At 76.4% G+C, this 13,576-nt stretch carries 11 protein-coding genes; 6 read left to right on the top strand and 5 right to left on the bottom strand.

Annotation, left to right across the window (positions count from 1 at the left end; all coding sequences use genetic code 11):
* Nucleotides 1-432 precede the first annotated feature (432 nt).
* The gene (locus tag OO57_RS05175) at nucleotides 433-2,733 is read left to right on the top strand and encodes a CRISPR-associated endonuclease Cas3'' (RefSeq protein ID WP_033251071.1); all 2,301 of its coding nucleotides are present in this window, start codon (nucleotides 433-435) and stop codon (nucleotides 2,731-2,733) included.
* Between the two features lie 66 nt (nucleotides 2,734-2,799).
* On the opposite strand, the gene OO57_RS05180 is transcribed toward OO57_RS05175, so the two are convergent.
* The gene (locus OO57_RS05180; protein ID WP_033251072.1) at nucleotides 2,800-3,267 is read right to left on the bottom strand and encodes a ricin-type beta-trefoil lectin domain protein; all 468 of its coding nucleotides are present in this window, start codon (nucleotides 3,265-3,267) and stop codon (nucleotides 2,800-2,802) included.
* A gap of 306 nt (nucleotides 3,268-3,573) precedes the next feature.
* On the opposite strand from OO57_RS05180, the gene OO57_RS43565 reads away from it, so the two are divergent.
* Nucleotides 3,574-5,388: a hypothetical protein gene (locus OO57_RS43565; protein WP_063737496.1), complete on the top strand. Its 1,815-nt coding sequence runs from the start codon at nucleotides 3,574-3,576 to the stop codon at nucleotides 5,386-5,388.
* Between the two features lie 800 nt (nucleotides 5,389-6,188).
* On the opposite strand, the gene OO57_RS05195 is transcribed toward OO57_RS43565, so the two are convergent.
* The 3 genes from OO57_RS05195 to OO57_RS05205 form a co-directional block, all read right to left on the bottom strand.
* Nucleotides 6,189-7,196 carry an NADP-dependent oxidoreductase gene (locus OO57_RS05195; RefSeq protein ID WP_106973901.1) on the bottom strand — a complete coding sequence of 336 codons (1,008 nt, stop codon included), beginning with the start codon at nucleotides 7,194-7,196 and terminating at the stop codon, nucleotides 6,189-6,191.
* A 184-nt stretch (nucleotides 7,197-7,380) separates the two neighbouring features.
* The gene (locus OO57_RS05200) at nucleotides 7,381-7,872 is read right to left on the bottom strand and encodes a DUF3291 domain-containing protein (protein WP_051776616.1); all 492 of its coding nucleotides are present in this window, start codon (nucleotides 7,870-7,872) and stop codon (nucleotides 7,381-7,383) included.
* Nucleotides 7,873-7,904: 32 nt separating this feature from the next.
* On the bottom strand, nucleotides 7,905-8,534 hold the full coding sequence (locus OO57_RS05205) for a helix-turn-helix transcriptional regulator (RefSeq protein WP_033251074.1): 630 nt from the start codon (nucleotides 8,532-8,534) through the stop codon (nucleotides 7,905-7,907).
* A gap of 259 nt (nucleotides 8,535-8,793) precedes the next feature.
* On the opposite strand from OO57_RS05205, the gene OO57_RS05210 reads away from it, so the two are divergent.
* Nucleotides 8,794-9,090, top strand: coding sequence for a hypothetical protein (locus OO57_RS05210; protein ID WP_033251075.1), 297 nt, complete (start codon nucleotides 8,794-8,796; stop codon nucleotides 9,088-9,090).
* A gap of 27 nt (nucleotides 9,091-9,117) precedes the next feature.
* Here OO57_RS05210 and OO57_RS05215 read toward each other — a convergent pair whose 3' ends face one another.
* On the bottom strand, nucleotides 9,118-10,464 hold the full coding sequence (locus OO57_RS05215) for an NAD(P)/FAD-dependent oxidoreductase (protein ID WP_051776618.1): 1,347 nt from the start codon (nucleotides 10,462-10,464) through the stop codon (nucleotides 9,118-9,120).
* Nucleotides 10,465-10,697: 233 nt separating this feature from the next.
* Here OO57_RS05215 and OO57_RS05220 point away from each other — a divergent pair, with 233 nt between their 5' ends.
* The 3 genes from OO57_RS05220 to OO57_RS05230 all read left to right on the top strand — a co-directional run bounded on the left by OO57_RS05220 (nucleotide 10,698) and on the right by OO57_RS05230 (nucleotide 13,513).
* Complete coding sequence (locus tag OO57_RS05220) at nucleotides 10,698-12,449, top strand: cation:proton antiporter (RefSeq protein ID WP_033251077.1); 1,752 nt, start codon at nucleotides 10,698-10,700, stop codon at nucleotides 12,447-12,449.
* 182 nt (nucleotides 12,450-12,631) lie between these two features.
* Entirely contained in the window at nucleotides 12,632-12,949 is a 318-nt protein-coding gene (locus OO57_RS05225; RefSeq protein WP_033251078.1) for a hypothetical protein, read from the top strand.
* A 132-nt stretch (nucleotides 12,950-13,081) separates the two neighbouring features.
* Complete coding sequence (locus OO57_RS05230) at nucleotides 13,082-13,513, top strand: GNAT family N-acetyltransferase (protein ID WP_033251079.1); 432 nt, start codon at nucleotides 13,082-13,084, stop codon at nucleotides 13,511-13,513.
* Nucleotides 13,514-13,576 lie beyond the last annotated feature (63 nt).

The following is a 13,576-nucleotide window of genomic DNA, read 5'->3' on the forward strand; positions in this document are numbered from 1 at the left end:
CCGCGAGCTGCAGCTGGTCCTCGCCACCTGGGCAGGACACTGCCCGACCTGCCACCGCGACATACCCGCACTCAGGCGAACCTGACCAAGCCCTACTAGGACCGCTACCTGCTGCGGTTCGCGGACGGCGCGGCCGCCGACCTGGACGCCGCGCGCTTCCTGGCCCTGACCGCCCCGCACCTGCCCCCGGCCGAGCGGGGGACGGCCACTCGGAAGACGCCGTCGTCGTGCTGCCGGAGGGCGTCGCGCTGCTCCTGCGCGAGGACGCGCGCCGCGACCTGCCGCCGGAGCTGCGGGAGACCGCCCACGGCCTCCGAGCCGACCGAACGGGCCCTCCAGGCCGCCCTGCGCGCGCCCTGACGCCCCGTCACCCCTCCCCGCCCGTCCGTACCGCGGCCTAGAGTCGGGGTCCACCGTGACGAGGGGACGTGGATGACGCAGGGGTACGAAGGGCCGCAGGGGTACGGGGAGTTCTTCCGCACGGCGACCGGCCACCGGCCGCACGCCCACCAGCGGGCGCTCGCGGAGCGCGGGCTGCCGCGGTGGGTGCGGGTGCCGTCGGGGGGCGGGAAGACCGCGGGCGCGGTGCTGGCCTGGCTGTACCGGCGGACGGTCTCGGCGCCGGGGGCGACCCCGCGGCGGCTGGTGTACGTGCTGCCGCAGGGCAGCCTCGCGGACTGGACGCACGCCCGGATCGGCGAGTGGCTGGAGCGCCTGGGCCTGGCGCAGCAGGTCGACCTGCACCTGCTGGCCGGCCCGGACGGGCAGCACGGGGCCTGGCGGCGCAACCCGGAGCGGACCGCCGTCCTGGTCGGCACCCACGACGTGCTGCTGAGCCGGGCGCTGATGCGCGGGTTCGCCGACAGCCGGACGATGGCGCCGGTCTCCTTCGCGCTGCTCAACAACGACGCCCACTGGGTGTTCGACGAGGCGCCGCTGCTCGGACCCGGCCTGGCCACCGGCGAGCGGCTGCAGGCGCTGCGCGAGGAGCTGGGCACCACGGCGCCGACCGGCAGCACCTGGATGTCCGCGGTCGGCGACGGCACCGCTCCCCCGCCCGGCCCCGGCCCGGGCCCCACCCCGCTGCGCCGGATCCGCCGCCTGCACCCGGACCCCGGCCGGTACGTGGCCGAGCTGGCCGCGGCCCTGGGCGCCGCGCACCGGCCCGGCACCCGCACCCTCGCCCTGCTCGACTCCCCGCGGCGGGCCCGCGACCTGCACGCCGCGCTGCGCGCCGCCCACCCCGACCGGCCCGTGGTGCTGCTGCACCCGTACCTGCGCCCCGCCGAACGGCATTCCCTGGTACGGGAGTTGACCGACAGCCACAGGGACAGCCACAGGGACAGCCACGGGGACGGCTTCGTGGTGGCGTCCCGGGCGCTGGACGCCGGGTCCGACCTGTCCGGCCGCACGGTGCTGACCGAACTCGCCCCGTGGAGCGCCCTCGTCCAGCGCGCCGGGCGCTGCAACCGGCACGGCGAGCACCCGGAGGGCGGCGACCTGCTGTGGTGCGTACCGCCGGACGCGGCGGACGCTGCGGACGGGCCGGACGGGCCGGAGTCGGCGGCGGCGCAGTGGCTGGAGGCGCACGAGGGGGCGGCCGTCTCCGCCGCCGACCTGTTCCGGGCCCGGGTCGCCGGGCCGGGGGTGCCGCCCTCCCCCGCGCTGGGTGCGGCCGAGCTGGCGGCGCTGTTCGACACCGGGCGGGCGGCCGGACCGGCGGACGCCGACCCGTGGGTGTGCGCGGAGGCGGAGCGGACGGTCTTCGTCGCCTGGCGCGACTGGGGGGCGGCGGGCGGACCGGCGCCGGACGAGCCGGAGCCCGGGTGGGCCGAGCAGTGCGAGGCGCCGCTCGCCGAGGTCCGGGCCCTGCTGCGGGCCCGCGGGAGCAAGGAGGGCGGCGGGGCGTGGCTGCGGGACCGCGCCGACGGCCGGTGGCGGCGGGCCGCGGCCGGGGAGCTGCGTTCCGGCGCCGTCCTGCTCTTCGACTCCGCCCGCGGCGGCCACCTCCCGGGGGCGGGCTGGTCCCCGGACAGCCGCGTCCCGGTGCCCTCGCTGTTCACCGGGCGCACGCCCCCCGCGACCGGGTGCACCGCCTGGGTCGGCCTGGACCAGCACCTGCGGGAGACCGAGGAGGAGGCCCGGGCGCTCACCTCCGTCCTACCCGGCCCGCGCGGGGCGCAGCGGGAGGCGGTGGCGCTCGCCGCCCGGCTGCACGACCTCGGCAAGTGCCACGGGGTGTTCCAGGCCAAGCTGCGCGACGGCAGCGGCGACCCGCCCGAGGGGCTGCTCGCCAAGTCCAGGGCGCCCTGGAACAACGGGGTCTCCGCCCGCCCGCACTTCCGGCACGAGCTGGTCAGCGCGCTGCTGCTGCTGGACGGCGACCACTGGCGCCCGGACGGTGTCGACCCGGCACTGGTCACCTACCTGGTCGCGGCGCACCACGGGCAGGTCCGGGTCTCGGTCCGCCCCGAGCCCGGCGAGGAGGCGGGCACCCTGCTGGGCGTGCGCGAGGGCGACCGCACCCCGCCGGTGTCCGTCTCGACCGGCGAGCACTTCCCGTCCCGCCCGCTCTCCCCCGCGGCCCCGTTCCGCCCGGGCGGCACCTGGCCCGCACTGGTGGCCGCCCTGCTGGCCGACCCCGCGCTGGGCCCGTTCCGGCTGGCCCACCTGGAGTGCCTGGTGCGCACCGCCGACTGGCGCTCCAGCGCCCGCCACGACGGTCCGGTCTGACGGGCCGTCCGTCCGGACCGTCCGCCGGGGCCCGACCGCCCCGGCGGACACCTCGGACGCCGCGGATCAGACGTACGCCAGGCTGATCTGCTCGTCGAAGGTCACCCAGTGCTGGCCCGGGTCACGGGTGTCGCAGGGCTTGGTGGAGACGTTCGCGGTGCCCCAGGCGTTGGCGAGGCAGTACGCGGGGGCGTAGGTCAGCGAGATCTGCTGGCCGGAGACGGTCCAGTACTGGCCGAGGTCCTGCGGGTCGCAGGGCTTGGTGGTGACGTTCGCGGTGCCCCAGGCGTTGGCGAGGCAGTACGCGGGGGCGTTGCTGAGGGAGATCTGCTGCCCCGAGACGGTGAAGTGCTGCCCCTGGTCGTTGGCGTCGCAGGGCTTCGTCCCGATGCTCGCGGTGCCCCAGGCGTTGGCGAGGCAGTAGATGCCGGGGTGCGGGGCCGGGTCGGCGGCGTCCGCCTGTCCGGCCGGCAGGAAGGAGGCCGTCAGCGCGAGGGCGGCCAGGGTGAGCGCCCGGCGGAATGCGGTTGCCATGGGGACGGGTTCCGTTCTCGTCGCGGTCGTCCGCCGCGCACGCCGAAGCGCTTCGCCTACGGACGACCATTGGGGAGTGCGACTCGGAGTCGAGCGCACCGCCATTGATAGCAGCAAGCAGTAACCGGATGACCACTCGGTGCATCCGGATTCACCCGGTCGGCAGCGCCCCCTCGCCGGAGCCTCCGCCAGGGCCTCCGCACGAGCCCAGCGCGGGCGCGGCGCGGACGCGGCGCAACTATCCGATGATCCACTCGTTGGTCCGTCCGACGTAACCGGGTTTCTTCCCGACACCTCGGAGGGCCGATGGATCTCAAGACGCTGCCGCGGCCCGGGGTGGCCGCCCCCGGTGGTCAACTCGCTTCCGCAGAGGCCGTGTTGGTGCGGCACTACCGGCGGCTGGTGTGCCTGGCGTACGTGACGCTGCCCGCCGACCGGGGGCGGCACGCGCGGGTGGTGGCGGCGCACGCGGTGGTGCAGCGGGCCCTGCCGGTGGTGGGCGGGCGGACGGCCGGGGAGGACGGGTACCCGGCGGCCCGGGTCCGGGTGCTGCGGGGGGCGCTGCGCCGTCGGCGCTGGGCGTCGGCCGGGTTCCCCCGGGTGTGGGGCGTGCGGCTGTTCACCCCGCCGGACGACGCGGACGCCGAACTGGACGCCCGGCTGGCCGAGTTGCCGCCCCCGGCCCGGGCCGCTTTCGCCCTGCAGGCGCTGGACGGCCTGGACCGGGCCGAGGCCGCCGAGGTGCTGGCCTGGGCGGGGGTGGAGACGCCCGCCGAACCCGCCCGCGCGGGCGCCGAGTTGCTGCGTTCGCTGGGCGGCCCGAGCTGGTCCGACCTGCCGCCCGGCTACGACGCCTGCACCGTCCACCTGCAGCCGGGCGACCTGCTGCGCCGCCGCCGACTGGCCGTGCTGGCCTCGGCGGTGGCGGTGGCGGTGACCGCCTCGGTCTTGCCGGTCCTGCTCTCCCCCCAGCCGGGCACCGGCAGTTCGGCCGCCGCCCCACCTGCCGCGTCCACCGCCGCCGCCCCCGTGCGCCGCGCCGACGACCTGTGGCGGCGCACCGCGAAACTGGGCCTCGCCGTCTGGCCCGCCCGCGGCGACCTGCGCGACGACACCGCCCTGATCGGCCGCGCCACCACCGCCTGGCAGCAGACCGCCCCGCCCGCCGCCGTGCCCCAACTCCTGTACGCGGGACGGCTGGACGGCGCCGCGGTGGTGCTGCTGACGGACGGCCGCAGCCTGGCCCGCTACACCGACGCCCCGGCCGCGGGCCCGGCCCTGGCGCTCTCCCCCGCCGGGGACAGCGACGTGACGGCCGGGGCGGCGGTCGTCCTGCACCGGGACGACCGCGGCACCCGCTACCTGCTGGCGCCGTGGATCGCCGCCGCGGCAACCCGCCGCCTGGACCGCCCCGACCAGGCCGAGCGCCCACTGCCCTTCCCGGGCGGCGTCACCGACCCGGTGCCGGACACTGCCGCCCGGGGCTGCCCCGGGCCGGTGCTGCAACTGCGCTCGGACCCGGTGGTCGCCGAGCAACACGCCTTCCTGATGGCCGACTTGGGCGGTCTCACCCCGGCCCACCTGACGTACACGCCGCCCCCGGACGGCTCCGCCCAGGCCCGCCCGCCCCGGGAGGCCGTCAGCGCCCAGGCCCTGCGCCGGTGGGCGGCGGGTGCCTGCGCGGTGCCCGAAGTCGGCCCGGAGGTGCGGCAGTTGAACCTCTGGGAGTTCGCCGACCAGAAACTCCCGCAGAACGCCGGGGAGTTGGCCTGGGCGTGCCTGCGCGCCGACCACTGGGACGGCTCCGGCAGCGCCGCGGCCGCGGTCCTCCCCCCGAACGGCGGCCGCGCCGAACGCCTCGCCCACGCGGACGGCCGGGCCTGCAGCCGCTACGAGCAGGACACCGTCGCCCAGTACCGCTGGCGCGCCCCCAACGGCACCCCGTACCTGCTGGTCGCCGCCAGCCGCCGGGTCTCCCGCCTGATCGTCACCACCCCGTCCCGCAGGCTCGACCAGCCCGCCCCGCCCACCCGCACCCTGGCCGTCGAGAACCCGGGCACCGGCCCCACCACGGTCGAAGCGGTCACCACCTCCGGCACCCGCCTGCGCCCCCTCAACTAGCCCTGTCCGGCCGGTCGTGTCCGGAGCCGGATGACGGCCGCTGCGGCAGTGACGGTGCCCGGGCAGACGCATGCGCGCTTGTCGTACCTCGTGGACACGGCCCGGTGGTTCCCGGGCTCGTTGATCGCCCGTTCCACGGTGCTGCGCCTCTTGCACCGCTCCTTGTCGGAGCCGGGTGGGCGACCTCCGGCCCGGGCGTACGCGGTTCACGGCCTGGTCGCTCTTCTCGGGGATGGCGTGGCGGACACCGCATCGCCGCAGGTAGCGGCGGGTCCGGCGGTTGCCGTGGGCGGCATCGGTACGGTCAGCACCTGCGATGCCACCACGCCAGCTCCGGGTCTGCCGTCGGCTCGTGATGCGTCCGCCCGAGGAGCACCGCGTCCAGGCGATCCACCTGCACCCGAAGTTCGGCGGCGGCCCTCGGCGGAAGCATGAACAGAGCCTCTTGCAGCTTGTCCCGGGCCCAGCCCTCGCCGCAGCAGGGGCAGGTGGACTCCGCCTCACACCGCCTCCACCGGCGCCTCGTGCCGTGGACGCGCACGGACCACACGCTCAACGCCACCGCCACGACGCCCGGAGACAACCGCTCCCGTTCGAGCACGCGGACAGCGGCATTCGCCGCTCCCGACAGACCTGGGACATCGCGGTACCGCACCCAGGGCAGACCCCAGCCGCATTTCCGCGGCCGGAGCGAAGCCGGTGTTCTACGCGGCACGGCCCCTTCGGATGCGAGTCATGGACGGCATCCTCCCATGACCCGAGACCGGCCGGACAGAACCTGGCCCTGTCCAGCCCTCGGCTCAGCCGAGTTCGAGGACCAGCTTGCCCGTGTTGGCGCCGCGGAACAGCATCTGGAAGGTCTCCGGGAAGTCGTCGATGCCGCCCTTGACCACGTGTTCGCGGGCGGTGAGGCGGCCGTCGGCGATCCAGCCCGCGATCTCCCGGGCGGCTTCGCGGTAGCGGGCGGCGTGGTCGAAGACGACGAAGCCCTCCATGCGGGCCCGGCGGACCAGCAGGGAGAGGTAGTTGGCGGGGCCCTGGACGGCCTGCTCGTTGTTGTACTGGCTGATCGCGCCGCAGACCACCACCCGGGCGTGCATCGCCAGCCGGGTGAGCGCGGCGTCCAGGACCGGGCCGCCGACGTTGTCGAAGTAGACGTCGATGCCGTCGGGGGCGTGGGTGCGCAGGGCGCGGCGGACGTCCTCGTTCTGGTAGTCGACGGCCGCGTCGAAGCCCAGTTCGCCGGTGAGCCAGGCGCACTTGGCGGGGCCTCCGGCGATGCCGACCACCCGGCAGCCCTTCAGCTTGGCGATCTGGCCGACCAGGCTGCCGACGGCGCCCGCCGCGCCGGAGACCACGACGGTCTCGCCCTCCTTCAGCGCGCCGACCTCCAGCAGGCCGAAGTAGGCGGTCATGCCGGGCATGCCGAGGGCGCCGAGGTGGGTGGGGAGCGGGGCGAGCGCCGGGTCGACCCGGTGGGTGCCGCGGCCGTCGGAGCGGACGTACTCCTGGACGCCGAAGGTGCCGGTGACGAACTCGCCGACCCGGTAGTCGGGGTGGGCGGATTCGACCACCTCGACGATCGACCCGGCCCGCATCACCTCGCCGAGGCCGACGGGCGGCAGGTAGGAGGGGCGGTCGTCGAGCCAGCCGCGCATCGCCGGGTCGAGGGAGAGGTAGCGGGTGCGGCCGAGGAACCAGCCCTCCTCCGGGGCGGCGACCGGCTCCTCGGTCCGCGCCCAGTCCTCGGGGCGGACCGGGCCGGCGGGGCGGCGGGCGAGACGGATCTGACGGTTCGTGACCGGCATGGTGCGCTCCTGCGGCGGACGGGGGTGGGGCGGGAGGGCGGGACCGCCGGTGCTCGGGGGATGGACCGGCGGCCCCGCCCCACCGAGTCTAAGCAAGCGCTTAGTCAAAGCGCCAGGGGCCCCGCTCGGGGAGCACCAGGCGCGGCCCGGGGGGCACCAGGGGCCCTCCCGGGGAGCGCCCGGCTCAGCCCGCGCCGCCCGGCGCCGACTGGGCCTCCCGGAAGGTGAACGCCTCGGGGCCGGGGCCGTGGGCGCGGATCGCGGCGATCCGCGCCATCGCCTCGGCGACGCTCGGGCGGTGGCCGATCGGCACCCACCACATCGCCTGGTGCGCCCCCTCGGGGCGCTGGAACCACTCGCGGCGGCGGGCAAGCACCCGCAGGTGGCCACTGCGGTAGGTGAAGTCGCGGAGCGCCGCGACCGACTCCCAGACCGAGCAGTTGATCTGCAGCAGGTCGTCGTCCCGGTCGGGGCGCAGGCCGGTCGCGTCCGCCCCGGCCTCGTCGACCATCCGCCAGACGAAGCCGGGGCTGCGTTCGGCGAGTGCGTTGATCTCGGCCAACTGGGCCACGAAGTCGGCGAGTTCGGGGCTTTTCAGCGGGGCGACGGTGCGGCCGATGTTGACCTGGGCGAGGTGGTGGCCGGGTGCGGGCACGGCGAACTGAGGGGTGGTCATGCGGCAAGCATGGCCCGGCCCGGCTTCTATCGTCAATGGTTATTGTTTTTAGAGAGGGAGACGCAGCAGCCACCCGCGCACGGGTCCATCGCGGCCGTCCACTCCTCCCCCGCCAGCCCGGCCAGCAGCGCCAGGTTCATCCCGCACACCAGCGCCGGGAACTCGTCCGCCAGCGCGTGGAACGGGCAGTTGCGCAGCCGCAGCACCTCCCCGTCCAGGAACGGCGCGTAGCCGCGCCCGCGCAGTGCCTCCGGCAGGTCCGGAGGCTGCTCCTGCCCGCCCGCCGCGCGCGCCGCGGCCTGCAACTCGCGGTCCAGGCCCGCCCGTTCGACCACCTCGGCGAGCAGCCGCCCGGCCGCGCCGTACTCCCGCGGGGGCAGCGCCACGGCGAACTCGGCGTCCGCCCGGCGGTACACCTTGGCGGGGCGCCCGGCGCCGGGGCCGCCGCGTCCGGCCGGGCGGCGGTAGGCGGCCGTCAGCAGGCCCGCCTCGACCAGCTTGTCCAGGTGGAAGGCGGCCAGCGAGCGGGAGACGCCCGCGGCCTCGGCCGCCGCGTCCCGGCCGACCTCCTCCGCCGCCTCGGCCACGTACCGGTAGAGGGCGCGCCGCACCGGGTCGGCGAGGGCGCCCAGCGCCTCGATCGTGGAGTCCTCAGCTGTCACCCGTCGAGTCTATGACCGGCCCGCCCGGGCCCCGCGATTCCGCCCGGCAGCACCACCGGGCAGCACCGCCGGGCAGCCGTGAACGCGCCACCGGGGCGGCGTCGTTGCGCCACACCGCCCGGATTGCCCGCCATTGGTTTCTACACCTCTGTAGAGTGTTCCCGATCGTCACCCAGCCGGGCCGTTCGGGCACCCCGTACCCCGCACCCCGCACCCCGCGCCCGTCACCCCCGCCGACCGGACTCGAAGGAGGCCCGCAGTGCTCCCTCCGCAGCTGCAGACCGACCCCGCCTGGTCCCCGCCCGAGCAGGACGTCCGCCCCGCGTACCAGCCCGTCGAAGTCCGGCTCGACGACTCCGACGGCCCCGACGGCTCCGGTGACTCCGGCGGCTCCGGCGGCACCGACGGCTGGGCCCTGGGCCGGATCAACGCCTGGTGGCACTCCCCCGAGGGCACGCCCTGGTGCCGCCTGCGCCTGCTCGGCAGCACCGCCGCCCCGGTCTGGCGGCGCTACGACCCCGAGCGGATCCTGCTGCTGCCCACCCACGGGATCTGACCTCCCGCCGCTCAGCGGCGGGCCCGGTCAGCCGCCGAACAGGACCGGCCCCAGCACCGAGGGGCGGAACAGCAGGGTGGGCGGTTCCACCATGGCGGCGACCTGGTGGAACGCGGCGGCGACCCGGGCGTCGGTGACGGCGCGGGCCAGCACCCGGTCCAGCATCCGCTGCTGGACGCGGACCTGGAGGCCGGAGGGCCCGCCGATGGTGCCGGGGAAGCGGACGTCCTCGCCGGCCGCCATCTGCCAGGGGTTCCTGGTGGCCGCGGCGATGGCGTCGCGGGTCTCCCGGACGGCGGCGTGGCCGAGGTCGCCGTGCTTGCCGACGGCGTTGCGCAGGGCGCGGGCGCCGAGGGCGGCGACGGTCATGCCCTGGCCGTAGACCGGGTTAAAGGTGCAGGAGGCGTCGCCGAGGGCGAGGAAGCCGTGCGGGGCGGAGCGTTCGTAGTGCCGCCAGACGCTGGGGCCGGGGACGAAGCCGCGGGCGGGTCCGGTGGGCTTGGCGCCGGTGATCGCCTCGGCGATGCCGGGGTCGCGGAGCAGGCCGAGCTGCTTCTCGAACTCCTCGGCCTGCATCGAGGGTTCGAAGCCGCGCATGCCGCCCATGCCGACGATCCAGCGGTCTCCCTCGACGGGCAGCAGGACGCCGAAGCGGCCCTGCTCGGGGGCGTGGCTCTGCAGGTAGAGGGCGGATCCGGGGTCGGCGTCGGCGGGCCGGTGGTAGAAGCGGGTGGCGTAGGAGACCCCGGCGTCGACCCGTTCGCGGGGGGCGGCGGGGGCGCCGAGCACCGAGAGCCACTTGGCGGCGTGGGTGGCGCGTCCGGCGGCGTCGACGACCAGTTCGGCGGATATCTCGCCGCTCTCCTCGCCGTCCCGGTCCCGGCCGCGGCCGCTGACCTGCACGCCGGTGACGGCGTGTCCGTCACCGAGCAGCCCGGTCACCTCGGTGGCGGTGCGGAACTCGATGTTCGGCGCGGTGCGGACGCGGTCCAGCACGAGCCGGTCGATCAGCGGGCGGCTGCAGGTGAGCACCGCGAGGGCGCTCTCGTACGGGGCGAGCCAGCCCGCGGCGGTGAGCCAGCGCAGGCCGCCGGAGAGCGGGACGCGGGTGGCGCCGGCCGCGAGGAGTTCGCCGAGGGCGCCGGGCAGCAGCTCGTCGAGGGTGCGCTGGCCCGCCTCCAGCAGCAGGTGGCCGTGCTTGGCCTGCGGGACGCCGGGGCGGAAGTCCGTGCCCTCCGGATAGCGGTCGCGTTCGACCACCACCACCCGTTCCGCGACGCCGTGCAGCGCCCAGGCCGCCAGGCACCCGGCCAGGCCGCCGCCGATCACCACTGCCGTACCGCGGTCGCCGACCGCGCTCCCCCTGGAACCCATGCCCGTACAGTAAGGGATGCGGCGCTCACGGTCACCGGAAGTTCGCAGTCCGTCCGCTGTTCCTGCACGGGCAACTGCCGTGCCCGGGGGCGGGTTTCACCGTTTCCGACCGGTACGGCCGCAGTTGCCCGGCCGGGTTCCGGGCGTCGGCGCGGCAGGGGCGCTGGGCCGGACGGGTGACCTGCCGGGCGCGTGGCGGGGCGGGGGACCGGTCCGCGGCATGGGATGGTGGGATGACCTCTGAGCAGATCCTGATCGGGTCCGGGCTGACCGTGGTACTCGCCGTCGCCTCCCAACTGCTGGCCGCCCGGCTGCGCATCCCGGCCATCATCGTGCTGCTGCCGGTGGGTTTCGTCGCCGGGGCGGTCACCGACGACGTCCACCCCGACCAACTGCTCGGACCGGCCTTCTCCCCGCTGGTCTCGCTCGCCGTCGCGGTCATCCTGTACGACGCCGGGCTCGGCCTGGACCTGCGCAAGCTGACCGGCCACACCCGGCACGCGGTGGTGCGGCTGGTGTGGATCGGCACCGTGCTGACCGCCCCGGCCGCCGCGCTGGCGGCGGCGCCGCTGCTGGGCGTCTCCTGGCAGGCGGCGGCGATGCTGGGCGCGATCCTGGTGGTGTCGGGGCCGACGGTGGTCGGGCCGCTGCTGAACTTCGTCCGCCCGACCGAGCGGGTGCAGCGGATCCTGGTGTGGGAGGGCTCGCTGATCGACGCGGTCGGCGGCATCCTGGGCGCGCTGGTCTTCCACGCGCTGGTGAGCGAGCAGCACCGGAAGTTCGGCAGCGGGATGGTGGAGTTCGCCGCCAGCGTGGGCCTGGGCCTGCTCGGCGGGCTGCTCGGCGCGGCGGTGCTGTGGTTCCTGCTGGTGCACGTGCGGCTGGGCGAAGTGCTCGGCACCAGCGCCCAGTTGGCGGCGGTGGTGGGCATCGCGGCGCTGTGCGACGCGCTGCGCGAGGACACCGGGCTGATCTCCGCGGTCGTGATGGGCGTGGTGGTGGCGACGGTGCCCGCGTTCGACCTGCCGGGGCGGCTGACCTTCTTCGAGACCCTGGTGTCGCTGGTCGTCGGCGTGCTGTTCGTGTCGATCTCCTCGACCGTCACCTGGTCCTCGGTCAAGCCGGTGGTGCTGCCCGCGCTGGCGCTGGTCGCGGTGCTGGTGGTCGTGGTGCGGCCGGTGGTGGCGGCGCTGTCCACCGCCGGGACGGACCTGGCCGAGGGCGAACGGGCCTTCCTGGGCTGGATGGCCCCGCGCGGCATCGTCGCCGCGTCCACCGCCACGACCTTCGCCGCCGGGCTGGCCGCGGCGGGCGTCGGCGGCGCGGAGAAGATCCTCCCGGCGACCTTCCTGGTGATCGTCCTGACCGTCACGCTGTACGGCCTGACCGCCGTCCCGGTGGCCCGGCTGCTGCGGGTGACCCGCCCGGCCCGCTCGCGCCCGCTGCTGGTCGGCGGCGAACCCTGGACGGTCGAGCTGGCCACCGTGCTGCGCTCGGCCGGGCTGGACGTGCTGCTGTGGGCCGGGCGCGACGAGCAGCGGGCCCGGATCTCCGCCGCCGGGCTGGAACTCGCCGACGGGGAGCTGCTGGCCACCGCGAGCGGCGAGGGCGCCGAGCTGGAGGGCGTCACCGCGGTGTACCTGCTGACCGCCGAGGACGAGTTCAACGCGCTCGCGGCGGCCGTGCTGCACGACGAGTCCGAGCTGCCGGTGTTCCGGCTGCCCGCCGCCGCGCCCGGACCCGGCGCGGTGGGCGACACCCCGGCGGCGATGGTCCTCCCGGCCGCCCTGACCGGCCCCGAACTGGCCCGCCGCCACGCCGCGGGCGCCCGCATCCTGCGCCGCCCCGCCGACGGCGAACTCCCGCCCGGCCACGACCTGCTGTTCACCCTCGACCGGGCCGGGCACCTGCACCCCGCGACCCTGTACGGCGAGCCCGCCCACCCCGGGCAGGTCACCGAGCGGATCGTCCTCGGCCCGGCCTGACGCCCCCGGCAGGGGGTCGACGGTGCCCGTCCCCGGCAGGGGGTTGTCGGTTCCCGCGGCCGGAAGCGACACCCGCGGACCGGAGCGGACACACCCCGACCGGGAACGGAAGCCCACCGCCCCCGCGCGGCCGAAACACCGTTGCGCCCCCGCGTCCCGCCCCGGAGCGGGATGATCGGGCCGTGGAACACGACGACACCCGCACCACCGACGACCGCACCGCCGACACCCGTGGCGATCGCACCGACCGCACCGACCGCAGCCCCGCCGAGCGGGCCCGGTGGATCGGCGACGCCCTGCACAAGCTGACCGGCCACCGCCCCCTGGTCGAGCGCCTGCCCGGCGGCGGCCACCGGATCACCCTCCGGATCCTGGAGCACCCGGACGCCGCCGTGGCGACGGCGGTGCTCCGGGTGCTCGGCACGGCCGACCGGTTCGGGCACCGCGACAAGCAGCAGCAGGAACGGCTGTGGGCGGAGGTCGACCCGCCCTCCGCGTGACCGGCGGGACGGCGCCCCCGGTGGACCGGCCGGGCGGTTCACCCGCCTGACACGGCGTCATGCCACTGCGCGTAACAGCCGCCCGGTACCGTTCCGACTGCCGCTCCCGTCCCAGGAAGGACCGCCCGCCCGATGCCCACCACCACCGACGACCTCGCCGCCTTCCTGGAGGCCCAGGGCCTCGACCCGCACGGCCTGGACGAGCCCGGCACCCTGCTGTGGACCACCCGGGACGCCAGCGGCCCGACCGCCAGCGCCGCCCTGGAGCTCGCCGGTCCGGCCGCCCTGCTGCGCAGCGTCGCCGTCCGGCCGGACCGGCGCGGGGACGGCACCGCCCGCCGCCTGGTCGAGGACGTGCTGGCCGAGGCGGCCGCGGGCGGCATCCGCCGGGTCTACCTCTTCTCCACCGAGGCGGGCGCGTTCTGGCAGCACCTCGGCTTCCGCGAGGTCCCCGTCCCGGAGGCCGCCACCGCGCTGGCCGACGCCCCGCAGGTCCGCCAGTACCTCGCGGACGGCTCGCTGGCCACCGAGGTCGCCTGGTGCCGCGACCTGGTGGCCTCCTGAATCCCCCGCCCTGCGACCCGCCCGCCGCCCCTTGACGCCCCCTGACGGCCCTTGACGACGGCC

Origin of the sequence: Kitasatospora phosalacinea (assembly GCF_000717185.1) — a bacterium.
GTDB lineage: Bacteria > Actinomycetota > Actinomycetes > Streptomycetales > Streptomycetaceae > Kitasatospora > Kitasatospora phosalacinea_A.